Origin of the sequence: Pseudomonas sp. UBA6562 (assembly GCF_002434265.1) — a bacterium.
In the GTDB taxonomy this organism is placed as follows: domain Bacteria; phylum Pseudomonadota; class Gammaproteobacteria; order Pseudomonadales; family Pseudomonadaceae; genus Aquipseudomonas.
Genome location: NZ_DJJS01000010.1, coordinates 15,451 through 40,540, shown reverse-complemented (window position 1 = coordinate 40,540; position 25,090 = coordinate 15,451). Strand labels below are relative to the sequence as shown.

Genomic DNA, 25,090 nt, shown 5'->3' with positions numbered 1-25,090 from the left:
CCCCCGCAGTGCGGGGGTTTCTGGACCTAAACCTTGCAAGAAGGTCCTGGGTAAGCCTTAGAACGGAATGTCGTCATCGAAGCTGTCGAAATCCGCCGCCGGCTGCTGTTGCTGCTGTTGCGCCGGCTGCTGCTGTTGCTGCTGCGGACGCTGCGTTGCCTGCTGCGGGCGCTGGGCCTGCTGACGTGGCGCTTGGTTGTATTGCTGCTGGCCGCCGTCCTGGTTGTACTGCTGCTGACCGCCACCCTGGTTGTAACCGTCGTTGCCGCCCTGCTGGTTCTGCGGACGGCCGCCCAACAGCTGCATGGTGCCGTTGATGTCGACGATGATTTCGGTGGTGTAGCGCTTGATGCCGTCCTTTTCCCACTCGCGGGTTTGCAGCTTGCCCTCGATGTAGCACTGCGAACCCTTGCGCAGGTATTCGCCAGCGATCTCGGCGACCTTGCCGAACAGCGACACACGGTGCCACTCGGTACGCTCGACCTTCTGCCCGGACTGCTTGTCGGTCCACTGCTCGCTGGTAGCCAGGCTCAGGTTGGTCACGGCGTTACCGTTGGGCAGGTAGCGGACTTCGGGATCCTGACCGCAGGTGCCGACCAGAATGACTTTGTTAACCCCACGGGCCATAACGTTCTCCTAGGCTTCGCACGCCGATGAAGCTGGGTTGACCAGCCGTTCCAAGGTCGTGCGATCCAAAATTTTCGTATCCAGTTTGATGTAGATGGCAGCTTCGTCTGCCACCACCACGGCGTCGGTCACACCCGGCACAGCCATGAGACGTTCAGCCAGCCCGGCGTTGCGCATCGCCTCGGGCATCAGCGGCAGGCGCAGGCTGGTCACATAGGGTGGCTCGTTCATGCCCACGGTGCCCACCAGCCAGACCACGCACAACGCTGCGCATCCGAGGAACACCACGCCCAAGCCGCCGTGCTGGTACAACCATCCACCGAGAATGCCGCCCAGCGCCGCACCGAGGAACTGGCTGGTGGAATACACCCCCATGGCCGTGCCTTTGCCGCCCGCAGGCGACACCTTGCTGACCAGGGAAGGCAGCGACGCCTCGAGCAGGTTGAACGCCGTAAAGAATATCACGGTGCCGATGACCAGTCCGCGCAAGTTGTCAGCCCATTGCCAGAAGAACACCTCCACCAGCAACAGCACGCCGACCGCCCCAAGCAACACGCGCTTCATCTTGCGCTTCTTCTCGCCGTAGATGATGAACGGCACCATTGCGAAAAATGAAATGAGCAAGGCGGTCAGGTATACCCACCAGTGCTCTTCCTTGGGTAGCCCCGCACCGACGTAGGCCAACGGCAAGGCGATGAAACTGGCCATGAGGATGGCGTGCAGGACGAAGATGCTCAGGTCCAGCCGCAGCAGGTCCGGATGGCGCAGCGTGGGGCCTAGGGCCTGGCGGGCGACGCCCGATTCGCGGTGCGACAGCGTGCTGTGCGCACTGGGCACGACGAAGGCCACGATGGCCAGCCCCACCACCGCCAGCGCCCCTGTGGCGAGGAAAAGGCCTGACAGGCCGAAGGCACTTGTCAGCAGCGGGCCGACGACCATCGCCACGGCGAACGACAGGCCGATGCTCATGCCGATCATGGCCATGGCCTTGGTGCGGTGCTGCTCGCGGGTCAGGTCGGACAATAGCGCCATGACCGCTGCGGAAATCGCGCCCGCCCCTTGCAGCACCCGCCCCAGGATCACGCCCCAGATGGAGTCGGCCTGCGCCGCCAGCACGCTGCCCAGGGCGAACACCAGCAGGCCGAGGTAGATCACCGGGCGGCGGCCGATGCGGTCGGAAATCATCCCGAACGGGATCTGCAGCACCGCCTGGGTTAGGCCGTAGGCGCCGATGGCCAGGCCAATCAGCGCCGGCGTGGCGCCCGCCAGGTCCATCCCGTAGGTCGCCAGCACCGGCAGCACCATGAACATGCCCAGCATGCGAAAGGCGAAGACCAGGGCAAGCCCGCCTGCGGCGCGCGTTTCAGTGCCACTCATGCGTTCGCTATGGGTGTCGTGCATGGATAAACCTCGTGTGAACCGGCGGCGATTCTATCAGTCGGACCGCTTATGGGCATATACGCGACGCTTTGCCGCGTGATGGCAGAGGGCCGTATACTTTTTCGTTTATGCCCGCCAAGCGAGGCTGCAGTGGACAAAATCCTGATCCGTGGGGCACGTACCCACAACCTGAAAAATATTGATCTGACCCTTCCACGGGACAAGCTCATCGTCATTACCGGGCTGTCCGGTTCCGGCAAGTCCTCACTGGCCTTCGACACCCTCTACGCCGAGGGGCAACGCCGCTACGTGGAGTCGCTTTCGGCCTACGCGCGGCAGTTCCTGTCGATGATGGAAAAGCCCGACGTCGACACCATCGAAGGTCTGTCGCCGGCCATTTCCATCGAACAGAAATCCACCTCGCACAACCCTCGCTCCACCGTCGGCACGATCACCGAGATCTACGACTACCTGCGCCTGCTCTACGCCCGCGTCGGTACGCCGCGCTGCCCGGACCACGACATCCCGCTGGAAGCCCAGACCGTCAGCCAGATGGTCGACCTGGTGCTCGAGCAACCCGAAGGCACCAAGTTGATGCTGCTCGCCCCCGTGGTGCGCGAGCGCAAGGGCGAGCACCTGGCCGTGTTCGACGAGCTGCGGGCGCAAGGCTTCGTGCGCGCCCGCATCAACGGCAAGCTGTACGAGCTCGACGAAGTGCCCAAGCTCGACAAGCAGAAGAAGCACAGCATCGATGTGGTGATCGACCGCTTCAAGGTGCGCAGCGACCTGCAACAGCGTCTGGCCGAGTCCTTCGAGACGGCGCTGCGGATGGCCGACGGCATCGCTTTGATCGCGCCCATGGACGAAGAAGGCGGCGAAGAGACCATCTTCTCGGCGCGCTTCGCCTGCCCGATCTGCGGCCATGCCATCAGCGAGCTGGAGCCCAAGCTGTTCTCCTTCAACAACCCGGCCGGCGCCTGCCCGACCTGCGACGGCTTGGGGGTCAAGCAGTTCTTCGACATCAAGCGCCTGGTCAATGGCGAGCTGACCCTGGCCGAAGGCGCGATCCGCGGCTGGGACAGGCGCAACGTCTATTACTTCCAGATGCTCGGATCGTTGTCCAAGCAGTACGGCTTCAGCCTGGACAAGCCGTTCGGCGAGCTGTCGGCCGACCACCAGAAGGTCATCCTGCAAGGCAGCGGCAAGCAGAACGTCGACTTCAAGTACCTCAACGACCGGGGCGACATCGTCAAGCGCTCGCACCCCTTCGAAGGCATCGTGCCGAACCTGGAGCGGCGCTACCGCGAGACCGAGTCGTCGACCGTGCGCGAAGAGCTGGCCAAGTTCCTCGGCACCCAGCCCTGCCCCGATTGCCGCGGCACGCGTCTGCGCCGTGAGGCGCGGCACGTCTGGGTGGGCGAAAAGACCTTGCCTGCGGTCACCAACATGCCGATCGGCGATGCCAGTGGCTATTTCTCCGACCTGACCCTGACCGGACGTCGCGGCGAGATCGCCTCGAAGATCCTCAAGGAAATCTGCGAACGCTTGCAGTTCCTGGTCAACGTCGGCCTCGACTACCTGACCCTGGACCGCAGCGCCGAGACTCTGTCCGGTGGCGAGGCGCAGCGTATCCGTCTGGCCAGCCAGATCGGCGCGGGCTTGGTGGGGGTGATGTACATTCTCGACGAACCGTCCATCGGCCTGCACCAGCGCGACAACGACCGTCTGTTGGGCACGCTCAACCACCTGCGCGACCTGGGTAACACCGTGATCGTGGTCGAACACGACGAAGACGCCATCCGCCTGGCGGACTACGTGGTCGATATCGGCCCGGGTGCCGGTGTCCACGGTGGCGCCATCGTCGCCGAGGGCACGCCGGCCGAGGTCATGGCGCATCCGGATTCGCTGACGGGCAAGTACCTGTCCGGGCGCAAGAAGATCGTCGTGCCGGCCAAGCGTACGCCGCGCAACAAGAAGCTGTCGCTCAAGCTCAAGGGCGCGCGCGGCAACAACTTGCAGAACGTCGATCTGGAGTTGCCGATCGGTTTGCTGACCTGCGTGACCGGGGTCTCGGGGTCGGGCAAATCGACGTTGATCAACAACACCCTCTACCCGCTCGCCGCCGCCGCGCTCAACGGCACCACCAGCCTGGAGGCCGCTGCGCACACCAGCATGGACGGCTTGCAGCACCTGGACAAAGTGGTCGATATCGACCAGAGCCCTATCGGCCGCACGCCTCGCTCCAACCCCGCTACCTATACCGGGCTGTTCACACCCATTCGCGAGCTGTTCTCGGGCGTACCGGAATCGCGCTCGCGCGGCTATGGGCCAGGGCGCTTCTCCTTCAACGTCAAGGGCGGTCGCTGCGAGGCTTGTCAGGGCGACGGTCTGATCAAGGTGGAGATGCACTTCCTGCCTGACGTCTACGTGCCGTGCGACGTGTGCAAGAGCAAGCGCTACAACCGCGAGACGCTGGAAGTGAAGTACAAGGGCAAGAACATCCACGAGGTGCTGGAGATGACCATCGAGGAAGCCCGGGGCTTCTTCGACGCCGTCCCTGCCTTGGCGCGCAAGCTACAGACCCTAATGGACGTAGGCTTGTCCTACATCAAGCTCGGGCAGTCGGCCACGACGCTTTCAGGCGGTGAGGCGCAGCGGGTGAAGTTGTCGCGTGAGCTGTCCAAGCGCGACACCGGCAAGACCCTGTACATCCTCGACGAACCCACCACCGGCCTGCACTTCGCCGACATCCAGCAACTGCTGGACGTACTGCACCGTCTGCGCGACCACGGCAATACCGTGGTGGTGATCGAGCACAACCTGGATGTGATCAAGACAGCCGACTGGCTGGTGGACCTGGGTCCCGAAGGGGGTTCCAAAGGTGGGCAGATCATTGCCAGCGGTACACCGGAAGAGCTGGCCAAGGCGAAACAGTCCTATACGGGGCATTATTTGAAACCCTTGCTGGAACGCGATAAGGCATAAGTTTCAAGCAGCCAAACAAAAAGCCCCGCCAGGTCGACCTGGCGGGGCTTTTTCATGTTTGCGCAATGGCCATCACATCTGCGATTGCAGGTAGTTCTGCAAGCCAATGGATTTGATCAGGCCTTGCTGCTTTTCCAACCAGTAGGTGTGGTCTTCTTCAGTATCGGCCAACTGCACGCGCAGGATGTCGCGACTGATGTAATCCTGATGCAGTTCGCACAGCTCGATGCCTTTGCACAATGCGGCGCGGACTTTGTACTCCAGGCGCAGGTCGGCTGCGATCATCTCCGGTACCGTGGTACCCACGTCGAGATCGTCGGGGCGCATGCGCGGCGTGCCTTCGAGCATCAGGATACGACGCATGAGCGCGTCGGCGTGTTGTGCCTCTTCTTCCATCTCATGGTTGATGCGCTCGTAGAGCTTGGACAAGCCCCAGTCTTCGTACATGCGCGAGTGGATGAAATACTGATCGCGTGCTGCCAGTTCGCCCGTCAGCAACGTGTTGAGATAATCGATTACGTCCGGGTGACCTAACATCGACGTGATACTCCCTGAGTCATAGCGGTATGCACATAGTGTGAACCACGATCCGTCGGAGGTCACTGAAAAAGAGGAAGATCCTTGCAAAAAAGTCGGCAAACAGTAGTGATATTCATTGAAAAACCGCCCAAATGAGGGCGGTTCTTCTTAGCATTAAGAGTTAGGCGAGATTGCGCCCCAAGGCTCTGACGATCCCTTCGCCATAGTGCGGGTCCGCTTCGTAGAAGTAGCCCAGTTGGCGTTCGACGACATCGTCGCTCACACCGGCCATGCTGCCGGCGATGTTGTTGACCAACAGCGCCTGCTGCTCGCTGCTCATCAAGCGGAACAGCGCACCGGCCTGGCTGAAGTAATCGCCATCTATGCGGTGGTCGTGGCGATCAGCCGCACCGCTAAGCGGCAGGGCTGGTTCCGCATGGCGCGCAGACTGCTTGGGTGCGTCGCTGTAGCTGTTGGGCTCGTAGTTCGGTGCCGCTCCATACGTGCCTTGGGCCATGGCGCCATCACGCTGGTAGCTGTGGACGGCGCAGCGTGGGGCATTGACCGGCAATTGCTGGTGGTTGGTCCCTACACGGTAGCGATGGGCATCGGCATAGGCGAACACGCGACCTTGCAGCATGCGGTCAGGTGAGAGCCCTACCCCAGGCACCATGTTGCTCGGCCCGAATGTGGCTTGTTCGACTTCGGCAAAGTAGTTGAGCGGGTTGCGGTTGAGCTCCAGCACACCGACTTCGATCAGGGGGAATTCTTTTTGCGACCAGGTCTTGGTCACGTCGAACGGATTCTCTTCGCGGTTGGCCGCTTGCGCTTCGCTCATGACCTGGATGCAAGCGGTCCACTTTGGATAGTCGCCGCGCGCGATGGCTTCGAACAGATCACGCTGGGCATAGTCCGGGTCGGTACCGGCCAAACGCGCGGCATCGGCCACGGACAGGTTCTTGATGCCTTGCTGGGTCTTGAAGTGCCACTTGACCCAAGTACGTTGACCCGCAGCGTTCACCAGGCTGTAGGTGTGGCTGCCAAAACCGTGCATGTGCCGGTAGCCGTCCGGGATGCCACGATCCGAGAACAGGATGGTGACCTGGTGCAGGGCTTCGGGCGAGTGCGACCAGAAATCCCACATCATTTGCGCATTCTTCAGGTTGGTCTGCGGATGACGTTTTTGGGTGTGGATGAAATCGGGAAACTTCAGTGGGTCACGGATGAAGAACACGGGTGTGTTATTGCCGACGATGTCCCAGTTGCCTTCTTCGGTATAGAACTTGAGGGCGAAGCCGCGAGGGTCGCGCTCGGTGTCGGCCGAGCCCCGCTCGCCACCCACGGTGGAGAAGCGCAGGAAGGTTTCGGTCTGCTTGCCGACCTGTTCGAACATACGTGCGCTGGTGTAAGCACTGATATCGCGGGTCACCGTAAAGGTGCCAAAGGCGCCCGAACCCTTGGCGTGTACACGGCGCTCGGGAATGTTCTCGCGGTTGAAGTGGGCGAGCTTTTCGATCAGGTGGAAGTCGTCCAGCATCAATGGCCCACGTGGGCCAGCGGAGCGGGAGTTCTGATTGTCGGCGACGGGGGCGCCGCTGGCGGTAGTGAGGATCGTGGTCATGGGCTCTCCTGAACGAATGGCATTGCCAACTGTGTGGCTTGGCGAGGAGTATGCCGACCAGCGGTCTATTGCTCTAATTGATTGATGCTTTGATATCGATAGCCTTCGACAATATTCCAGGCACAAAAAAACCGGACACTGGGTCCGGTTCTTTCGTGATCAGACTGACGTCTTATTCAGCAGCTTCTACAGCGCCGCCGACAGGACGATCAACCAGCTCGACGTACGCCATTGGCGCGTTGTCGCCAGCGCGGAAACCGCACTTGAGGATGCGCAGATAGCCGCCTTGACGGGTGGCGTAGCGCTTGCCCAGATCGTTGAACAGTTTGCCAACGATGGCTTTCGAACGAGTACGGTCGAAGGCCAGACGACGGTTGGCAACGCTGTCTTCCTTGGCCAGGGTGATCAGCGGCTCGGCAACGCGACGCAGTTCTTTGGCTTTCGGCAGGGTAGTTTTGATCAGCTCGTGCTCGAACAGCGACACCGCCATGTTCTGGAACATAGCTTTACGGTGAGAGCTGGTACGGCTCAGGTGACGTCCACTTTTACGATGACGCATGATTCATTCCTTACCAAACACTACGTTCGGTGGTTACGACGATCAGGCAGTCGCCTTGTCGTCTTTCTTAAGACTTGCAGGCGGCCAGTTGTCGAGGCGCATGCCGAGAGACAGACCACGCGAAGCCAGCACGTCCTTGATTTCAGTCAGGGACTTCTTGCCGAGGTTAGGAGTTTTCAACAGCTCTACTTCGGTACGCTGAATCAGGTCGCCGATGTAATAGATGTTCTCCGCCTTCAGGCAGTTGGCCGAACGTACGGTCAGTTCAAGGTCGTCTACCGGGCGCAGCAGGATCGGATCGATCTCGTCTTCCTGCTCAACCACTACCGGCTCACTGTCACCTTTGAGGTCGACGAACGCAGCCAACTGCTGTTGCAGGATGGTTGCAGCGCGGCGAATGGCCTCTTCAGGATCCAGGGTACCGTTGGTTTCCAGATCGATGACCAGCTTGTCCAAGTTGGTACGCTGTTCAACACGGGCGTTCTCGACCACGTAGGCGATACGACGCACCGGGCTGAACGAAGCGTCCAGCTGCAAACGGCCAATGCTGCGGCTTTCGTCTTCGTCGGTTTGACGGGAGTCGGCCGGCTCGTAACCGCGACCACGAGCTACGGTGAGCTTCATGTTCAAGGCGCCGTTGGACGCCAGGTTCGCGATTACGTGATCGGGATTGACGATCTCGACATCATGATCCAGCTGAATATCGGCAGCGGTAACCACCCCCGAACCCTTTTTCGACAAGGTCAGCGTAACTTCGTCACGACCGTGCAGTTTGATAGCCAGGCCTTTCAGGTTCAACAGGATTTCAATGACATCTTCCTGTACACCTTCGATCGCGGAGTACTCATGGAGTACGCCCTCGATCTCGGCCTCGACTACTGCACAGCCAGGCATGGAGGACAACAGGATGCGGCGCAGCGCGTTGCCCAGGGTATGGCCGAAACCACGCTCGAGAGGCTCGAGCGTAATCTTGGCGCGGGTAGGACTGACAACCTGCACATCGATGTGGCGGGGTGTCAGGAACTCATTTACCGAAATCTGCATGGATGCACCTATTTTCTAGCCCTTACTTGGAGTAGAGCTCGACAATCAGGTTTTCGTTGATGTCGGCGGACAGGTCGCTGCGAGCAGGAACGTTCTTGAAAACGCCCGACTTTTTAGCAGCATCCACGTCGACCCACTCAACTCGGCCACGCTGGGCGCACAGTTCAAGGGCTTGAACAATGCGCAGCTGGCTCAGCGATTTCTCGCGAACCGAGACCACGTCACCCGGACGAACTTGGTAGGATGGAATGTTCACAGTCTTACCGTTGACGCTGATCGCTTTGTGCGAAACCAGCTGACGGGACTCGGAACGGGTAGAACCGAAGCCCATACGGTAGACGACGTTATCCAGACGGCACTCGAGCAGTTGCAGCAGGTTCTCACCGGTGGCGCCTTTTTTCGAGGCTGCCGCTTGGTAGTAACCGCGGAACTGACGCTCCAGAACACCGTAGATACGACGGACTTTTTGTTTCTCGCGCAGCTGGGTACCGTAGTCGGACTGACGGCCACGGCGCTGGCCGTGGATACCTGGGGCTGCTTCGATGTTGCACTTCGATTCCAGAGCGCGAACGCCGCTCTTCAGGAACAGGTCAGTGCCTTCACGGCGAGACAGTTTGCATTTTGGACCAATGTAACGTGCCATTTATCTGTCTCCTGATTACACGCGGCGCTTCTTCGGCGGACGGCACCCGTTATGCGGGATTGGCGTCACGTCGGTGATGCTGGCGATCTTGTAGCCGCAGCTGTTCAAAGCACGAACGGCGGACTCACGACCTGGACCTGGACCCTTGACGTTGACGTCAAGGTTCTTAAGACCGTATTCCAGCGCAGCTTGACCAGCACGTTCGGCAGCGATCTGAGCTGCGAACGGAGTGGATTTGCGCGAACCACGGAAACCGGAACCACCGGAGGTCGCCCAGGACAAAGCATTGCCCTGACGGTCGGTGATGGTCACGATAGTGTTGTTGAAAGACGCATGGATGTGGGCGATGCCATCAACCACTGTCTTTTTGACTTTCTTACGAGGACGAGCAGCAGGTTTTGCCATGTCTATATTCCCGGGCGGTTACTTGCGGATCGGCTTACGCGGGCCCTTACGGGTGCGTGCGTTGGTCTTGGTGCGCTGACCGCGAACCGGCAGACCTTTACGATGGCGCAGACCGCGGTAGCAGCCCAGGTCCATCAAGCGCTTGATCTTCATGTTGATGTCACGACGCAGGTCACCTTCAGTGGTGAACTTCGCGACTTCGCCACGCAGGGTTTCGATTTGCTCGTCGCTCAGATCCTTGATCTTTGCGGCTGGATTTACGCCAGCGTCTACGCAGATTTTCTGCGCAGTGGTGCGACCAACACCATAGATGTAGGTCAGCGAGATAACAGTATGCTTGTTATCTGGAATGTTTACGCCTGCAATACGGGCCATTCAGTGGGACTCCAATTGACAGCTACCTACGCCCCGGAAGCCAAGAAATAGGGCGCGAGATAATATCGCTGTAGAAACGATTAATCAACCCAGCAGCGCACTAGCTGCTGGGCTTAAAGCACAATCACACTCAGCCTTGGCGCTGTTTGTGACGCGGTTCCGCGCTGCAGATCACGCGCACGACACCTTCGCGGCGAATAATCTTGCAGTTACGGCACAGCTTTTTCACCGATGCACGAACTTTCATTACCGACTCCTCGACCTTAGGGGCGTATCAGCGCAGCAGGCTGCTGCCACCGTAGCCTTTCAGGTTGGCTTTCTTCATCAGGGATTCGTACTGGTGCGAAACGAGGTGCGATTGTACTTGGGACATGAAGTCCATCACAACCACTACCACAATCAGCAACGAGGTCCCGCCAAGGTAGAACGGCACGTTTGCAGCCACCACCAGGAACTGGGGCAGAAGGCATACGGCCATCATGTATAGAGCACCGAACATGGTCAAACGGGTCAGAACGCCATCAATGTAGCGAGCCGACTGTTCACCAGGACGGATGCCCGGAATAAAGGCACCGGACTTCTTCAGGTTTTCCGCTACGTCTTTCGGATTGAACATCAGCGCTGTGTAGAAGAAGCAGAAGAAAATGATCCCTGCACTAAACAGCAAGATGTTCAACGGCTGACCAGGAGCGATCGACTGCGAGATGTCCTGCAGCCAGCCCATACCTTCGGACTGACCGAACCAGGCACCCAGCGAAGCCGGGAACAGCAGAATGCTGCTGGCGAAAATGGCTGGGATGACCCCTGCCATGTTCACCTTGAGCGGCAAGTGGCTGGTCTGCGCAGCGAAGACCTTGCGGCCCTGCTGACGCTTGGCGTAGTGAACGGCGATACGACGCTGACCACGCTCAATGAACACCACAAAACCGATGATCGCTACTGCCAGCAACCCGATTGCGACCAAGGCGAAAATGTTGATATCGCCGGTACGCGCAGACTCGAAAGACTGCCCGATTGCTCTCGGAAGACCGGCAACGATACCTGCGAAGATCAACATCGAGATACCGTTGCCCACACCGCGCTCGGTGATCTGCTCACCCAGCCACATCATGAACATCGCGCCTGCCACGAAGGTGGAGACGGCGACGACATGGAAGCCGAGGCCAACAGAAAACGCCACGCCCTGGTTGGCCAGGCCAATGGACATGCCAATCGCTTGAACCAATGCCAGGATTACAGTGAGGTAGCGGGTGTACTGGCTGATCTTGCGACGGCCAGCTTCACCTTCCTTCTTCAACTGTTCCAGCTGTGGGCTGACAGCGGTCATGAGCTGCATGATGATCGATGCCGAAATGTACGGCATGATCCCCAGTGCAAAAATGCTCATGCGCTCCAGCGCACCACCGGAAAACATGTTGAACAAGCTAAGAATGGTCCCCTCATTCTGCCGAAACAGATCCGCCAGACGGTCGGGATTGATGCCAGGCACCGGGATATGCGCGCCGATCCGGTAGACGATGATCGCCAGAAACAGAAAGCGCAGACGAGCCCAGAGTTCCGACATCCCGCCCTTACCGAGCGAAGAGAGAGCACCTTGCTTAGCCATTTATTCCTCGAACTTGCCGCCAGCTGCTTCGATAGCCGCACGCGCACCTTTGGTGGCTGCGATACCCTTGATGGTGACTGCACGGGTGACTTCGCCAGACAGCATGATTTTCACACGCTGTACGTTCTGGTTGATCACGTTGGCATCCTTCAAAGATTGCACGGAGACGATGTCGCCTTCCACTTTGGCCAGCTCGGACAGACGCACTTCGGCGCGGTCCATGGCTTTCAGGGAAACGAAACCGAACTTCGGCAGGCGACGGTGCAGCGGCTGTTGGCCACCCTCGAAGCCTGGAGCAATGGTGCCACCGGAACGGGAGGTCTGACCTTTGTGGCCGCGGCCGCCAGTCTTACCCAGACCGCTACCGATACCACGACCCGGACGATGCTTCTCGCGACGGGAACCCGGCGCTGGACTCAGATCATTGAGTTTCATCGATTAACCCTCAACGCGCAGCATGTAGTAAGCCTTGTTGATCATCCCGCGGTTCTCGGGAGTATCTTGGACTTCTACGGTGTGACCGATGCGACGCAGACCCAGACCTTTAACGCACAGAATGTGGTTAGGCAGGCGGCCGGCGGTGCTTTTGATCAGCGTTACTTTAACGGTAGCCATGATCAGAAGATCTCCTCGACGCTCTTGCCGCGCTTGGCAGCAATGGATTCAGGAGATTGCATGGCTTTCAGACCCTTGAAGGTGGCGTAAACCACGTTCACTGGGTTGGTCGAACCGTAGCACTTGGCCAGAACGTTCTGAACGCCAGCAACTTCCAGGACGGCACGCATGGCGCCGCCGGCGATGATACCGGTACCTTCCGAGGCAGGCTGCATGTAGACCTTCGAGGCGCCGTGGGCGGCCTTGGTGGCGTACTGCAGGGTGGTGCCTTTCAGGTCAACCTGAATCATGTTGCGACGAGCAGCTTCCATGGCTTTCTGGATCGCAGCCGGTACTTCGCGCGATTTGCCACGGCCGAAACCAACACGGCCCTTGCCATCACCTACCACGGTCAGCGCGGTGAAGGTGAAGATACGGCCGCCTTTGACGGTTTTGGCTACGCGGTTAACTTGAACCAGCTTCTCGATGTAGCCTTCGTCGCGCTTTTGATCGTTATTTGCCATAACTTAGAACTCCAGCCCGCCTTCACGAGCAGCATCAGCCAGCGCTTTGACGCGGCCATGGTACTTGAAGCCGGAACGGTCAAAGGCAACTTGAGATACACCAGCGGCTTTCGCACGCTCAGCGACCAGCTTGCCAACCTTAGTGGCCGCGTCGATGTTGCCAGTGGCGCCATCACGCAGGTCTTTGTCCAAGGTCGAGGCGCTTGCCAGAACCTTGCTGCCGTCTGCCGAAATGACTTGGGCATAGATGTGCTGCGACGAACGGAACACGCAGAGGCGCACGACTTCGAGTTCGTGCATTTTCAGGCGTGCTTTGCGAGCGCGACGCAGTCGAATAACTTTTTTGTCGGTCATTTGCTAGGCCCTACTTCTTCTTGGCTTCTTTACGACGGACTACTTCGTCCGCGTAACGCACACCTTTGCCTTTGTACGGCTCTGGCGGACGGAAACCGCGGATTTCAGCGGCCACCTGACCCACCAGCTGCTTGTCGATACCCTTGATCAGGATGTCGGTCTGGCTTGGGGTTTCAGCGGTGATGCCGGCTGGAAGTTCGTAGTCCACTGGGTGCGAGAAGCCCAGGGCCAGGTTCAGGACGGTGCCTTTTGCCTGGGCCTTGTAACCAACACCGACCAGCTGGAGCTTACGCTCGAAGCCTTGGCTTACGCCTTGGACCATGTTGTTCACCAGAGCACGGGTAGTACCGGCCATGGCGCGAGCTTGCTGATCACCGTTGCGAGCGACGAAACGCAGCTCACCAGACTCTTCGGTAACTTCAACAGACGAGTGAACGTTCAGTTCGAGAGTGCCCTTGGCACCCTTCACCGAAAGCTGCTGACCGGCGAATTTGACTTCGACGCCCGATGGCAGCTTAACGGGGTTCTTAGCGACGCGAGACATGCCTATCCCCCCTTAGAACACAGTGCAGAGCACTTCGCCGCCGACACCGGCAGCCCGCGCAGCACGATCCGTCATCACACCCTTGTTGGTGGAGACGATGGATACGCCCAGACCGCCACGAACTTTCGGCAGATCAGAAACGGATTTGTACTGGCGCAGGCCTGGACGGCTGGAGCGCTTCAGTTCCTCGATGACCGGACGGCCTTCGAAGTACTTCAGTTCAAGGGAGAGAGAAGGCTTGGCTTCAGCGCTGACTTCGTAGCCAGCAATGTAACCTTCGTCCTTCAGAACTTTGGCAACCGCAACCTTCAACGTCGAAGAAGGCATGCTCACGACTGACTTCTCAGCCATCTGGGCATTACGGATGCGAGTTAGCATGTCCGCTAACGGGTCCTGCATACTCATGGGCTAGATGCTCCTGATACAAGAATTATTAGCCTTGCGGCTATCACAACCACCTGAGCAGGCAGGGCAAAAGGCCCGGACCCAGGTGAGCCGGTCATTCTAGACACAAGACAAAAACGAAACAAGCCCCATGAAGGGGCTTGTTTCGTTGCAGAGTCACCGGCGGTCGGAAGGTTCCCCTTCCGACGCGGCGTCCTGACTTGCCGAGCTTACCAGCTGGCCTTGACCAGACCCGGTACGTCACCGCGCATTGCAGCTTCGCGCAGTTTGTTACGGGACAGGCCGAACTTACGGTATACACCGTGCGGACGACCGGTCAGGCGGCAGCGGTTGCGCAGGCGCGCAGCGCTTGCGTCGCGTGGCTGCTTCTGCAGAGCGACAACGGCGGCGAAACGGTCTTCCGGAGAAGCGTTCAGGTCGACGATGGTCGCTTTCAGCTCAGCACGCTTTTTGGCGAACTTAGCTACCGTGAGCTGACGCTTCAGCTCGCGGTTTTTCATGCTCTTCTTGGCCATTTTCCTACTCCAATCAGTTGCGGAACGGGAATTTGAATGCACGCAGCAGAGCGCGGCCTTCGTCATCCGAACGAGCAGTGGTGGTCAGGGTAATGTCCAAACCGCGCAGAGCATCGATCTTGTCGTAATCGATTTCCGGGAAGATGATCTGCTCTTTCACGCCCATGCTGTAGTTGCCACGACCATCGAAGGACTTGGCATTGAGGCCGCGGAAGTCGCGGACACGTGGCAGGGAGATCGCCAGCAGGCGGTCCAGGAACTCGTACATACGGTCGCTACGCAGAGTCACCTTGACACCGATCGGCCATCCTTCGCGGACTTTGAAGCCAGCGATGGATTTGCGAGCGAACGTCACGACTGGCTTTTGACCAGTGATCTTTTCCAGGTCGGCAACCGCGTGCTCGATGACTTTCTTGTCACCGACCGCTTCGCCAAGACCCATGTTCAGGGTGATTTTGGTAACGCGTGGAACTTCCATCACGTTCGAAAGCTTAAGTTCATCCTTAAGCTTGGGAGCGATTTCGTTCCGGTAAATCTCTTTCAGTCGTGCCATGGTCTTCTACCTAGCAGTGTTCAAGCATCAACCGCTTTTTGGGTCGACTTGAAGACACGAATTTTCTTACCGTCTTCAACCTTGAAACCAACGCGGTCAGCTTTGTTGGTTTCGCCATTGAAGATGGCAACGTTGGAAGCGTGCAGAGGCGCTTCTTTCTCGACGATACCGCCTTGTACGCCCGCCATCGGGTTAGGCTTGGTATGGCGCTTGACCAGGTTCACACCACCGATGACCAGACGGTCGTCAGCGAGCACCTTCAGCACCTTACCGCGCTTACCTTTGTCTTTGCCGGCGATCACGATGATCTCGTCGTCACGACGAATCTTTTGCATGTCGGATCTCCTTAGAGCACTTCAGGGGCGAGCGAGACGATCTTCATGAACTTCTCGTTGCGAAGTTCACGGGTCACTGGCCCGAAGATGCGAGTGCCGATCGGCTCTTGCTTGTTGTTCAGCAGAACAGCAGCGTTACCGTCGAAACGAATGATGGAACCGTCAGCGCGACGTACACCGTGACGGGTACGGACAACAACGGCGGTCATCACTTGGCCTTTTTTGACCTTACCGCGAGGAATCGCTTCCTTGACGGTAACCTTGATGATGTCACCGATGCCGGCGTAACGGCGGTGGGAACCGCCGAGCACCTTGATGCACATGACGCGACGAGCGCCGCTGTTATCGGCCACATCGAGCATGGATTGAGTCTGAATCATAAAATTTCTCCGACCCCTAGCCCTTAGACTTCAACAGCGCGTTCGAGGACTTCAACCAGTGCCCAGGACTTGGTCTTGGCCAGCGGACGCGTTTCGGTGATCGAAACCTTGTCGCCGATCTTGCACTGGTTGGTTTCGTCGTGCGCGTGCAGCTTAGTCGAACGCTTAACGTATTTACCGTAGATCGGGTGCTTGACGCGACGCTCGATCAATACGGTGATGGTCTTGTCCATTTTGTCGCTGACGACACGGCCAGTCAGCGTACGGACGGTTTTTTCAGCTTCAGCCATGATCACTTACCTGCCTGCTGGTTGAGCACAGTTTTCACGCGAGCGATGTCACGCTTAACTTGCGAGAGCAGGTGCGACTGCCCCAACTGGCCAGTTGCTTTCTGCATACGCAGATTGAACTGGTCGCGCAGCAGGCCGAGCAGTTGCTCGTTCAGCTGCTGTGCCGATTTTTCACGAAGTTCATTCGCTTTCATCACATCACCGTCCGCTTAACAAAGGAGGTGGCGAGAGGCAGCTTTGCAGCAGCCAGGGCGAAAGCTTCGCGCGCCAGCTCTTCAGAAACACCCTCGATCTCGTACAGGACTTTGCCTGGCTGGATCTGGGCAACCCAGTACTCCACGGAACCTTTACCTTTACCCATACGAACCTCGAGAGGCTTCTTGGTAACCGGCTTGTCCGGGAAGACACGGATCCAGATCTTGCCGCCACGTTTTACGTGACGGGTCAGCGCACGACGCGCGGACTCGATCTGACGGGCGGTAAGACGACCGCGAGCAACAGCTTTCAGGGCGAACTCGCCGAAGCTGACTTTGCTACCGCGCAGTGCCAGACCACGGTTGTGGCCAGTCATCTGCTTGCGGAATTTTGTACGCTTAGGTTGCAACATTTGGCGTACCCCTTACTTAGCAGCTTTTTTACGAGGCGCTGGTGCTTGTGGTTTCAGCTCTTCTTGGCGACCACCAATAACTTCGCCTTTGAAGATCCAAACCTTCACACCGATCACACCGTAAGTGGTGTGAGCTTCGTAGGTGTTGTAGTCGATATCGGCACGCAGGGTGTGCAGAGGCACACGACCTTCGCGATACCACTCGGTACGTGCGATCTCGGCACCGCCGAGACGACCGCTCACCTGGATCTTGATGCCCTTGGCACCAATACGCATGGCGTTCTGAACGGCGCGCTTCATGGCGCGACGGAACATAACGCGGCGCTCCAGCTGCTGAGCTACGCTTTGCGCAACCAGCATGGCGTCGAGTTCCGGCTTGCGGATCTCTTCGATGTTGATGTGCACAGGCACACCCATCTGCTTGGTCAGGTCCTGACGCAGCTTCTCGACATCCTCACCCTTCTTACCGATAACGATACCGGGACGAGCGGTGTGGATGGTGATGCGTGCAGTTTGGGCCGGACGATGGATATCGATACGGCTTACGGACGCGCTTTTTAATTTGTCTTGGAGGTACTCACGTGTTTTCAGATCCTTCAACAGGTAATCTGCGTAAGTAGCACCGTCTGCGTACCAGACGGAGGTGTGCTCCTTGACGATTCCCAGGCGAATGCCAGTGGGATGTACTTTCTGACCCATCTGATCGACTCCGTTACTTGTCCGCAACCTTGACAGTGATATGGCAAGACCGCTTGACGATGCGATCAGCGCGGCCTTTGGCACGCGGCATGATGCGCTTCAGCGAACGCCCTTCGTTGACGAAAACGGTGGAGACCTTCAGGTCATCAACGTCTGCGCCTTCGTTGTGTTCGGCGTTGGCTACGGCCGACTCGAGGACTTTCTTCATGATTTCAGCGGCTTTTTTGCTGCTGAAGGCCAACAGGTTGAGCGCTTCGCCCACCTTCTTCCCGCGGATCTGGTCGGCGACCAAGCGGGCTTTCTGGGCGGAGATTCGAGCGCCCGACAACTTAGCGGCTACTTCCATTTCCTAACCCCTTAACGCTTGGCTTTCTTGTCAGCCACGTGCCCACGATAAGTGCGGGTACCGGCGAACTCGCCCAGTTTGTGGCCGACCATGTCTTCGTTCACCAGAACGGGGACGTGTTGACGACCGTTGTGTACAGCGATGGTCAGACCGACCATTTGTGGCAGGATCATCGAACGGCGCGACCAGGTTTTCACCGGTTTGCGATCGTTCTTTTCCGCCGCCACTTCGACCTTCTTCAACAGGTGAAGATCGATGAAAGGACCTTTTTTCAGAGAACGTGGCACTGTCGTATCCCTCTAGTTACTTGCGACGACGGACGATCATATTGTCGGTACGCTTATTACCACGGGTTTTCGCACCCTTGGTTGGGAAGCCCCATGGCGATACCGGATGACGACCACCGGAGGTACGACCTTCACCACCACCATGCGGGTGGTCAACCGGGTTCATGGCAACACCACGAACGGTTGGGCGAACGCCACGCCAGCGTTTGGCACCAGCTTTACCCAGCGAACGCAGGCTGTGCTCGGAGTTCGAGACTTCGCCCAGGGTCGCACGGCACTCGGCCAGTACTTTACGCATCTCACCAGAACGAAGACGCAGGGTCACGTAGACACCGTCACGAGCGATCAGCTGTGCCGAAGCACCTGCGGAACGAGCGATCTGGGCACCTTTGCCAGGCTTCAGTTCGACACCATGAATGGTGCTACCAACTGGAATGTTGCGCAGCTGCAGCGAGTTGCCGGCCTTGATTGGGGCCAGGGCACCTGCGATCAGCTGGTCGCCTGCACTCACACCTTTCGGCGCGATGATGTAGCGACGCTCGCCATCTGCGTAGCACAGAAGGGCGATGTGAGCAGTACGGTTTGGATCGTATTCGATACGCTCGACAGTGGCAGGGATGCCATCTTTGTCGTTGCGACGGAAGTCGACCATACGGTAGTGCTGCTTATGACCACCACCGACGTGACGCGTGGTGATGCGGCCATTGTTGTTACGACCACCAGACTTCGATTTCTTCTCGAGCAGCGGTGCGTGAGGAGCGCCTTTATGCAGCTCCTTGTTGACCACCTTGACCACGAAACGGCGGCCAGGGGAAGTCGGTTTGCATTTAACGATTGCCATGATGCACCCCTTCCTTACTCAGCACTGCTGCTGAAATCGAGATCTTGGCCGGCTTGAAGGGAGACGATCGCCTTCTTCCAGTCATTACGCTTGCCCAGACCACGTGCGGTACGCTTGGTTTTACCCAGAACGTTGACAGTCGACACGTTTTCAACTTTTACGTTGAACAGGCCTTCGACAGCTTTCTTGATTTCCAGCTTGGTTGCGTCAGTAGCAACCTTGAATACGAACTGGCCTTTCTTCTCAGCCAGAACGGTAGCCTTCTCGGAAACGTGCGGGCCAAGGAGGACTTTGAATACGCGTTCCTGGTTCATCCCAGCAGCTCCTCGAATTTCTTCACGGCCGAGACAGTGATCAACACTTTCTCGTATGCGATCAGACTGACCGGATCGGAACCTTGAACGTCACGAACGTCGACGTGCGGCAGGTTGCGGGCAGCCAGGTACAGGTTCTGATCAACATCATCGGAAACGATCAGTACGTCGTTCAGACCCATGCCGTTCAGCTTGTTCAGCAGGTCTTTGGTTTTCGGGGCTTCAACAGCGAAGTCCTGAACCACGACCAGACGATCGCTACGCACCAGCTCAGCGAGGATGGAGCGCAGAGCTGCGCGGTACATCTTCTTGTTGAGCTTTTGCGAGTGATCTTGAGGGCGAGCTGCGAAGGTGACACCACCGCCGCGCCAGATTGGACCACGCGAAGTACCGGCACGAGCACGGCCAGTACCCTTCTGACGCCATGGGCGCTTACCGCCACCGGAAACGTCGGAACGAGTCTTCTGCTGCTTGGTGCCCTGACGGCCGCCGGCCATGTAGGCCACGACTGCTTGGTGTACCAGCGTCTCGTTGAATTCGCCACCGAAGGTCAGTTCGGAAACTTCGATCGCCTGAGCGTCATTTACATTGAGTTGCATGTCAGTTTCCCCTTAACCGCGAGCCTTGACAGCCGAACGTACAACCACGTCGCCGCCAGTAGCGCCTGGAACGGCACCTTTGACGAGCAGCAGGTTGCGCTCAACGTCTACGCGAACAACTTCCAGGGACTGCACAGTCACGCGCTCGGCGCCCATGTGACCGGACATTTTCTTGCCCTTGAACACACGACCAGGAGTCTGGCACTGGCCGATGGAACCTGGGACACGGTGCGACACGGAGTTACCGTGGGTGTTGTCCTGACCACGGAAGTTCCAGCGCTTGATGGTACCGGCAAAGCCTTTACCTTTGGACTGACCGGTCACGTCTACCAGCTGGCCTGCAGTGAAGAGTTCAGCTTTGATCGAGTCGCCAGCCTGGAACTCGCCTTCTTCAAGACGGAACTCCCAGACACCGCGACCAGCGGCAACGTTTGCTTTGGCGAAGTGACCCGCTTGAGCTGCGGTCACGCGCGAGGCGCGACGCTCGCCGACAGTGACTTGCACTGCACGGTAGCCATCGGTTTCTTCGGTTTTGAACTGGGTGACGCGATTCGGTTCGATCTCAATGACCGTGACCGGAATGGAGACACCTTCTTCGGTGAAAACGCGGGTCATGCCGCATTTACGACCGACTACACCAATAGTCATGTTGTAACCTCATGAGTGTACGGGGCTTTCACCCGCTATGGCCGCCCATTTCAGAGCGTTACACGGACAAGACCGAAGTCTTAGCCGAGGCTGATCTGTACTTCCACACCTGCCGCAAGATCAAGCTTCATCAGCGCGTCAACGGTTTTATCCGTTGGCTGGACAATGTCCAGAACACGCTTATGAGTGCGAATCTCGTACTGGTCACGCGCGTCTTTGTTGACGTGCGGGGAAACCAGAACGGTGAAACGCTCTTTACGGGTAGGCAGTGGAATTGGACCACGCACTTGTGCACCAGTACGTTTCGCGGTTTCCACGATTTCCTGGGTGGATTGGTCGATCAGGCGATGGTCGAAAGCCTTCAACCTGATACGGATTTGCTGATTTTGCATTGGATTTCAGACTCCAGGCTGTTCCCAACGGGCGCAATAGGCCCGCTAAAAGGAGGCGTGATTCTATAGACGCCCCCATTTAGTGTCAACCCAATAAAAAAAGCCCCCGCTGAGCGGGGGCTTTTTCAATCGGTCGAGTGATTACTCGATGATTTTGGCTACGACGCCGGCGCCGACGGTACGACCGCCTTCACGGATGGCGAAACGCAGACCGTCTTCCATTGCGATGGTCTTGATCAGAGTGACAGTCATCTGGATGTTGTCACCTGGCATTACCATTTCAACGCCTTCCGGCAGTTCGCAGTTACCGGTCACGTCAGTGGTACGGAAGTAGAACTGAGGACGGTAGCCTTTGAAGAACGGAGTGTGACGACCGCCTTCTTCTTTCGACAGAACGTAGACTTCTGCGGTGAACTTGGTGTGCGGCTTGACCGAACCTGGCTTGACCAGAACCTGGCCACGCTCAACGTCGTCACGCTTGGTACCACGCAGCAGAACGCCGCAGTTCTCGCCAGCACGACCTTCGTCCAGCAGCTTGCGGAACATCTCAACACCGGTGCAGGTGGTGGTGGTGGTGTCACGCAGACCAACGATTTCCAGCGAATCTTGAACGCGGACGATACCACGCTCGATACGGCCGGTTACCACGGTGCCACGACCCGAGATCGAGAACACGTCTTCGATCGGCATCAGGAACGGCTTGTCGATAGCACGCTCTGGCTCTGGGATGTAGCTGTCCAGGGTCTCGACCAGCTTCTTGACAGCGGTGGTGCCCATTTCGTTGTCGTCTTTGCCTTCCAGCGCCATACGAGCCGAACCGATGATGATCGGGGTATCGTCGCCTGGGAAGTCATAGGTGGACAGCAGGTCGCGAACTTCCATCTCGACCAGTTCCAGCAGCTCAGCGTCGTCTACCAGGTCAGCCTTGTTCAGGAAGACCACGATGTACGGAACGCCAACCTGACGGGACAGCAGGATGTGCTCACGGGTTTGTGGCATCGGACCATCGGCGGCCGAGCAAACCAGGATCGCGCCGTCCATCTGGGCAGCACCGGTGATCATGTTCTTCACGTAGTCAGCGTGACCTGGGCAGTCGACGTGAGCGTAGTGACGAATGGTCGAGTTGTATTCGACGTGAGCGGTGTTGATGGTGATACCGCGCGCTTTTTCTTCTGGAGCCGAGTCGATTTTGTCGAACTCAACGGCGGCCGAACCGAAAACTTCGGAGCAGACGCGGGTCAGAGCTGCGGTCAGGGTAGTTTTACCGTGGTCAACGTGGCCGATGGTGCCAACGTTAACGTGCGGAAGGGAACGATCAAATTTTTCTTTAGCCACGACAGTGAACCTCTTGCCTAAAGGGGATTAGCCTTGTTTTTTAACGAGTGCTTCGACGATGTTCGACGGAGCTTCGGCGTATTTGGAGAATTCCATGGAGTAGCTTGCGCGACCCTGAGACATGGAACGAACGTCGGTCGCGTAACCGAACATCTCTCCGAGCGGAACTTCAGCGCGGACGACGCGGCCGGAGACCGACTCATCCATACCCTGTACCAGACCACGACGACGGTTCAGGTCACCCATCACGTCACCCAGGTAGTCTTCCGGGGTTACAACTTCGACCTTCATGATCGGCTCCAGCACCACGCCACCGCCTTTTTGGGCCAGTTGCTTGGTTGCCATGGAAGCAGCGATTTTGAACGCCATTTCGTTGGAGTCGACGTCGTGGTACGAACCGTCGAATACCGTGGCCTTGAGGCCGATCAGAGGATAACCGGCAACGACGCCGTTTTTCATCTGCTCTTCGATACCTTTCTGGATCGGGGCGATGAATTCCTTAGGAATCACACCACCAACGACTTCGTTCTTGAATTCCAGACCTTCGGTGATGTTGCCTTTCGCATCGACTTCCGGCTCCGAGAAACGGATCCAGCAGTGACCGAACTGACCACGACCACCCGACTGACGAACGAACTTGCCTTCGATCTCGACGTTGGACTTGGTGATCTTCTCGCGGTACGAAACCTGCGGCTTACCGATGTTGGCTTCGACGTTGAATTCGCGCTTCATGCGGTCAACGAGGATGTCCAGGTGCAGCTCACCCATACCGGAAATGATGGTCTGGCCGGTTTCTTCGTCGGTCTTGACGCGGAACGACGGGTCTTCCTGGGCCAGCTTACCGAGAGCGATACCCATCTTCTCTTGGTCGGCCTTGGTTTTCGGCTCGACGGACAAGGAGATGACCGGCTCTGGGAAGTCCATACGCTCGAGGATGATTGGCTTGTCGGCGTTGCACAGGGTTTCGCCCGTGGTCACGTCTTTCATGCCGATCAGGGCGGCGATGTCGCCAGCGCGCACTTCCTTGATCTCTTCACGCTGGTTGGCGTGCATCTGCACCATACGACCAACGCGCTCTTTCTTGCCTTTGACCGAGTTGATGACCGAGTCACCGGAGCTCAGAACGCCGGAGTAGACGCGAACGAAGGTCAGCGTGCCGACGAACGGGTCGGTCGCGATCTTGAACGCCAGGGCCGAGAACGGCTCGTCGTCGTCAGCGTGACGCTCGTCTTTACGGATGGCCGGATCTTCTTTGTCCAGGTCCTTGTCGTCCGGGTTGATGCCCTGGATTGCAGGGATCTCGGTCGGCGCAGGCAGGAACTCGATGACGGCGTCGAGAACCAAGGGAACACCCTTGTTCTTGAACGACGAACCGCAGACAGCCGGAACGATTTCGCTGGCCAGGGTGCGCGCGCGCAGGCCTGCCTTGATTTCGTCGACGGTCAGCTCACCACCTTCGAGGTACTTGTTCATCAGTTCTTCGTTGGCTTCGGCGGCGGCTTCAACCATGTTGTTGCGCCACTCTTCAGCCAGCTCCAGCATATCGGCAGGAATTTCTTCCTCGCGATAGGTGGTGCCTTTGTCGTCGTCGTTCCAGTAGATAGCCTTCATCTTGATCAGGTCGACCTGACCTTGGAAGTTATCTTCCGAACCGATGGCCAGCTGGATCGGAACCGGGGTGTGACCCAGACGGTTCTTGATCTGACCTACGACGCGCAGGAAGTTGGCACCGGCACGGTCCATCTTGTTCACGTAGACGATACGTGGAACGCCGTACTTGTTGGCCTGACGCCATACGGTTTCGGACTGCGGCTCAACGCCGGAGGTGCCGCAGAATACGACGACCGCGCCGTCGAGTACACGCAGCGAACGCTCTACTTCAATGGTGAAGTCAACGTGGCCGGGGGTATCGATGACGTTGACACGGTAGTTGTCGTACTGACCAACGGAGCCTTTCCAGAAGGTGGTAACCGCAGCGGAGGTAATGGTGATACCCCGCTCCTGCTCCTGCACCATCCAGTCGGTGGTCGCGGCGCCATCATGCACCTCGCCCATCTTGTGGCTCAAACCTGTGTAGAACAGGATCCGCTCGGTAGTGGTAGTTTTGCCCGCATCGACGTGCGCGCAAATACCAATGTTACGGTAGCGGTTGATTGCTGTAGTACGAGCCATAAAGCCCTCGCAAAAAGTGTAATGCTTGAATTAGAAGCGGTAGTGCGAGAACGCCTTGTTGGCTTCGGCCATGCGGTGCACGTCTTCACGCTTCTTGACTGCAGCACCTTTGCCTTCAGCGGCATCCAGCAGCTCACCGGCCAAACGCAGGGCCATGGACTTCTCGCCGCGCTTGCGGGCGTAGTCTACGAGCCAGCGCATTGCCAGCGCGTTACGACGGGACGGACGAACTTCAACCGGGACCTGGTAAGTGGCACCGCCTACACGGCGGGACTTTACTTCGACCAGCGGAGCGATGGCGTCGAGAGCTTTCTCGAAGATTTCCAGGGGGTCGCTGTTCTTGCGTGCTTTGACGGTATCCAGAGCGCCGTAAACGATGCGCTCGGCTACAGCCTTCTTGCCGCTTTCCATCACGTGGTTCATGAACTTGGCGAGGATTTGGGATCCGTATTTAGGATCGTCCAGAATCTCACGTTTTGCTGCTACACGACGTCTTGGCATGATAAGCCCTCAAACGGTCTTCAGGTTAGCCCGGGACGTGGGTCTTCGACCCCTGCCCGACCTTACTCTTATCGACTCAAAAAAATGATTG

36 protein-coding genes are annotated in these 25,090 nt (G+C 58.1%); 1 reads left to right on the top strand and 35 read right to left on the bottom strand.

Translation table 11 applies throughout. From position 1 onward, the window contains the following. Positions 1-57 precede the first annotated feature (57 nt). Both B4M43_RS20105 and B4M43_RS20100 read right to left on the bottom strand, forming a co-directional pair. The gene (locus tag B4M43_RS20105) at positions 58-627 is read right to left on the bottom strand and encodes a single-stranded DNA-binding protein (RefSeq protein ID WP_296269212.1); all 570 of its coding nucleotides are present in this window, start codon (positions 625-627) and stop codon (positions 58-60) included. A gap of 9 nt (positions 628-636) precedes the next feature. Then, positions 637-2,028, bottom strand: a complete 1,392-nt coding sequence (locus B4M43_RS20100) for an MFS transporter (RefSeq protein ID WP_296269211.1) — start codon at positions 2,026-2,028, stop codon at positions 637-639. 129 nt (positions 2,029-2,157) lie between these two features. On the opposite strand from B4M43_RS20100, the gene uvrA reads away from it, so the two are divergent. Next, positions 2,158-4,992 carry an excinuclease ABC subunit UvrA gene (uvrA, locus tag B4M43_RS20095; RefSeq protein ID WP_296269210.1) on the top strand — a complete coding sequence of 945 codons (2,835 nt, stop codon included), beginning with the start codon at positions 2,158-2,160 and terminating at the stop codon, positions 4,990-4,992. Positions 4,993-5,064: 72 nt separating this feature from the next. Here the strand turns inward: uvrA and bfr are convergent, their stop codons facing one another. The 33 genes from bfr to rpsG all read right to left on the bottom strand — a co-directional run bounded on the left by bfr (position 5,065) and on the right by rpsG (position 24,999). Further along, on the bottom strand, positions 5,065-5,529 hold the full coding sequence (bfr, locus tag B4M43_RS20090; protein ID WP_296269209.1) for a bacterioferritin: 465 nt from the start codon (positions 5,527-5,529) through the stop codon (positions 5,065-5,067). Between the two features lie 163 nt (positions 5,530-5,692). After that, a complete protein-coding gene (locus tag B4M43_RS20085) occupies positions 5,693-7,132 on the bottom strand; it encodes a catalase (RefSeq protein WP_296269208.1) in 1,440 nt (479 codons plus the stop codon). Positions 7,133-7,304: 172 nt separating this feature from the next. Then, positions 7,305-7,691, bottom strand: coding sequence for a 50S ribosomal protein L17 (gene rplQ, locus B4M43_RS20080; protein ID WP_028695417.1), 387 nt, complete (start codon positions 7,689-7,691; stop codon positions 7,305-7,307). A 42-nt stretch (positions 7,692-7,733) separates the two neighbouring features. Further along, positions 7,734-8,735: a DNA-directed RNA polymerase subunit alpha gene (locus B4M43_RS20075; protein WP_296269207.1), complete on the bottom strand. Its 1,002-nt coding sequence runs from the start codon at positions 8,733-8,735 to the stop codon at positions 7,734-7,736. 22 nt (positions 8,736-8,757) lie between these two features. Continuing rightward, positions 8,758-9,378 carry a 30S ribosomal protein S4 gene (gene rpsD / locus B4M43_RS20070; RefSeq protein WP_028695415.1) on the bottom strand — a complete coding sequence of 207 codons (621 nt, stop codon included), beginning with the start codon at positions 9,376-9,378 and terminating at the stop codon, positions 8,758-8,760. A 15-nt stretch (positions 9,379-9,393) separates the two neighbouring features. Then, positions 9,394-9,783 carry a 30S ribosomal protein S11 gene (gene rpsK / locus B4M43_RS20065; protein ID WP_003255454.1) on the bottom strand — a complete coding sequence of 130 codons (390 nt, stop codon included), beginning with the start codon at positions 9,781-9,783 and terminating at the stop codon, positions 9,394-9,396. 18 nt (positions 9,784-9,801) lie between these two features. Then, on the bottom strand, positions 9,802-10,158 hold the full coding sequence (rpsM, locus tag B4M43_RS20060) for a 30S ribosomal protein S13 (protein WP_296269206.1): 357 nt from the start codon (positions 10,156-10,158) through the stop codon (positions 9,802-9,804). Positions 10,159-10,288: 130 nt separating this feature from the next. Continuing rightward, positions 10,289-10,405, bottom strand: coding sequence for a 50S ribosomal protein L36 (rpmJ, locus tag B4M43_RS20055; RefSeq protein WP_002555468.1), 117 nt, complete (start codon positions 10,403-10,405; stop codon positions 10,289-10,291). Between the two features lie 27 nt (positions 10,406-10,432). Next, a complete protein-coding gene (secY, locus tag B4M43_RS20050; RefSeq protein WP_028695413.1) occupies positions 10,433-11,764 on the bottom strand; it encodes a preprotein translocase subunit SecY in 1,332 nt (443 codons plus the stop codon). After that, positions 11,765-12,199 (bottom strand): 50S ribosomal protein L15, encoded by a 435-nt coding sequence (gene rplO, locus B4M43_RS20045; protein ID WP_043192539.1) that lies wholly within the window; start codon positions 12,197-12,199, stop codon positions 11,765-11,767. A gap of 3 nt (positions 12,200-12,202) precedes the next feature. Continuing rightward, the gene (gene rpmD, locus B4M43_RS20040; RefSeq protein WP_029614570.1) at positions 12,203-12,379 is read right to left on the bottom strand and encodes a 50S ribosomal protein L30; all 177 of its coding nucleotides are present in this window, start codon (positions 12,377-12,379) and stop codon (positions 12,203-12,205) included. A gap of 2 nt (positions 12,380-12,381) precedes the next feature. Continuing rightward, positions 12,382-12,882, bottom strand: a complete 501-nt coding sequence (rpsE, locus tag B4M43_RS20035; protein ID WP_003255465.1) for a 30S ribosomal protein S5 — start codon at positions 12,880-12,882, stop codon at positions 12,382-12,384. 3 nt (positions 12,883-12,885) lie between these two features. After that, entirely contained in the window at positions 12,886-13,236 is a 351-nt protein-coding gene (rplR, locus tag B4M43_RS20030; protein ID WP_003255467.1) for a 50S ribosomal protein L18, read from the bottom strand. Positions 13,237-13,246: 10 nt separating this feature from the next. After that, positions 13,247-13,780 carry a 50S ribosomal protein L6 gene (gene rplF / locus B4M43_RS20025; RefSeq protein WP_060478898.1) on the bottom strand — a complete coding sequence of 178 codons (534 nt, stop codon included), beginning with the start codon at positions 13,778-13,780 and terminating at the stop codon, positions 13,247-13,249. A gap of 12 nt (positions 13,781-13,792) precedes the next feature. Next, the gene (gene rpsH / locus B4M43_RS20020) at positions 13,793-14,185 is read right to left on the bottom strand and encodes a 30S ribosomal protein S8 (RefSeq protein ID WP_296269205.1); all 393 of its coding nucleotides are present in this window, start codon (positions 14,183-14,185) and stop codon (positions 13,793-13,795) included. A 209-nt stretch (positions 14,186-14,394) separates the two neighbouring features. After that, positions 14,395-14,700: a 30S ribosomal protein S14 gene (rpsN, locus tag B4M43_RS20015; protein ID WP_296269204.1), complete on the bottom strand. Its 306-nt coding sequence runs from the start codon at positions 14,698-14,700 to the stop codon at positions 14,395-14,397. Positions 14,701-14,713: 13 nt separating this feature from the next. Further along, a complete protein-coding gene (gene rplE, locus B4M43_RS20010; RefSeq protein ID WP_296269203.1) occupies positions 14,714-15,253 on the bottom strand; it encodes a 50S ribosomal protein L5 in 540 nt (179 codons plus the stop codon). Positions 15,254-15,273: 20 nt separating this feature from the next. Then, on the bottom strand, positions 15,274-15,588 hold the full coding sequence (rplX, locus tag B4M43_RS20005; protein ID WP_003255476.1) for a 50S ribosomal protein L24: 315 nt from the start codon (positions 15,586-15,588) through the stop codon (positions 15,274-15,276). An 11-nt stretch (positions 15,589-15,599) separates the two neighbouring features. Continuing rightward, positions 15,600-15,968, bottom strand: a complete 369-nt coding sequence (gene rplN, locus B4M43_RS20000; protein ID WP_011063774.1) for a 50S ribosomal protein L14 — start codon at positions 15,966-15,968, stop codon at positions 15,600-15,602. A gap of 23 nt (positions 15,969-15,991) precedes the next feature. Further along, positions 15,992-16,258, bottom strand: coding sequence for a 30S ribosomal protein S17 (gene rpsQ / locus B4M43_RS19995; protein WP_023534981.1), 267 nt, complete (start codon positions 16,256-16,258; stop codon positions 15,992-15,994). Positions 16,259-16,260: 2 nt separating this feature from the next. Then, complete coding sequence (gene rpmC, locus B4M43_RS19990) at positions 16,261-16,452, bottom strand: 50S ribosomal protein L29 (RefSeq protein WP_002555481.1); 192 nt, start codon at positions 16,450-16,452, stop codon at positions 16,261-16,263. After that, the gene (gene rplP, locus B4M43_RS19985; RefSeq protein ID WP_009397508.1) at positions 16,452-16,865 is read right to left on the bottom strand and encodes a 50S ribosomal protein L16; all 414 of its coding nucleotides are present in this window, start codon (positions 16,863-16,865) and stop codon (positions 16,452-16,454) included. Before rplP ends, rpmC begins: the two co-directional genes overlap by 1 nt. A gap of 12 nt (positions 16,866-16,877) precedes the next feature. Beyond that, positions 16,878-17,564, bottom strand: a complete 687-nt coding sequence (rpsC, locus tag B4M43_RS19980; RefSeq protein ID WP_003255481.1) for a 30S ribosomal protein S3 — start codon at positions 17,562-17,564, stop codon at positions 16,878-16,880. A gap of 13 nt (positions 17,565-17,577) precedes the next feature. Continuing rightward, the gene (rplV, locus tag B4M43_RS19975) at positions 17,578-17,910 is read right to left on the bottom strand and encodes a 50S ribosomal protein L22 (protein ID WP_003103908.1); all 333 of its coding nucleotides are present in this window, start codon (positions 17,908-17,910) and stop codon (positions 17,578-17,580) included. An 11-nt stretch (positions 17,911-17,921) separates the two neighbouring features. Next, entirely contained in the window at positions 17,922-18,197 is a 276-nt protein-coding gene (rpsS, locus tag B4M43_RS19970) for a 30S ribosomal protein S19 (protein WP_013789761.1), read from the bottom strand. 16 nt (positions 18,198-18,213) lie between these two features. Then, positions 18,214-19,038, bottom strand: coding sequence for a 50S ribosomal protein L2 (rplB, locus tag B4M43_RS19965; protein WP_296269202.1), 825 nt, complete (start codon positions 19,036-19,038; stop codon positions 18,214-18,216). 14 nt (positions 19,039-19,052) lie between these two features. Then, positions 19,053-19,352 carry a 50S ribosomal protein L23 gene (gene rplW / locus B4M43_RS19960; protein ID WP_296269201.1) on the bottom strand — a complete coding sequence of 100 codons (300 nt, stop codon included), beginning with the start codon at positions 19,350-19,352 and terminating at the stop codon, positions 19,053-19,055. Beyond that, positions 19,349-19,951, bottom strand: coding sequence for a 50S ribosomal protein L4 (rplD, locus tag B4M43_RS19955; RefSeq protein WP_296269200.1), 603 nt, complete (start codon positions 19,949-19,951; stop codon positions 19,349-19,351). Before rplD ends, rplW begins: the two co-directional genes overlap by 4 nt. 12 nt (positions 19,952-19,963) lie before the next feature. Beyond that, on the bottom strand, positions 19,964-20,599 hold the full coding sequence (gene rplC / locus B4M43_RS19950; protein ID WP_296269199.1) for a 50S ribosomal protein L3: 636 nt from the start codon (positions 20,597-20,599) through the stop codon (positions 19,964-19,966). 80 nt (positions 20,600-20,679) lie between these two features. Beyond that, positions 20,680-20,991 carry a 30S ribosomal protein S10 gene (rpsJ, locus tag B4M43_RS19945; protein WP_003186070.1) on the bottom strand — a complete coding sequence of 104 codons (312 nt, stop codon included), beginning with the start codon at positions 20,989-20,991 and terminating at the stop codon, positions 20,680-20,682. A 141-nt stretch (positions 20,992-21,132) separates the two neighbouring features. Beyond that, positions 21,133-22,326, bottom strand: coding sequence for an elongation factor Tu (gene tuf / locus B4M43_RS19940; RefSeq protein WP_296269198.1), 1,194 nt, complete (start codon positions 22,324-22,326; stop codon positions 21,133-21,135). Positions 22,327-22,353: 27 nt separating this feature from the next. Then, positions 22,354-24,498: an elongation factor G gene (gene fusA, locus B4M43_RS19935; RefSeq protein ID WP_296269197.1), complete on the bottom strand. Its 2,145-nt coding sequence runs from the start codon at positions 24,496-24,498 to the stop codon at positions 22,354-22,356. 30 nt (positions 24,499-24,528) lie between these two features. Continuing rightward, positions 24,529-24,999, bottom strand: a complete 471-nt coding sequence (gene rpsG, locus B4M43_RS19930; protein ID WP_003246741.1) for a 30S ribosomal protein S7 — start codon at positions 24,997-24,999, stop codon at positions 24,529-24,531. Positions 25,000-25,090 lie beyond the last annotated feature (91 nt).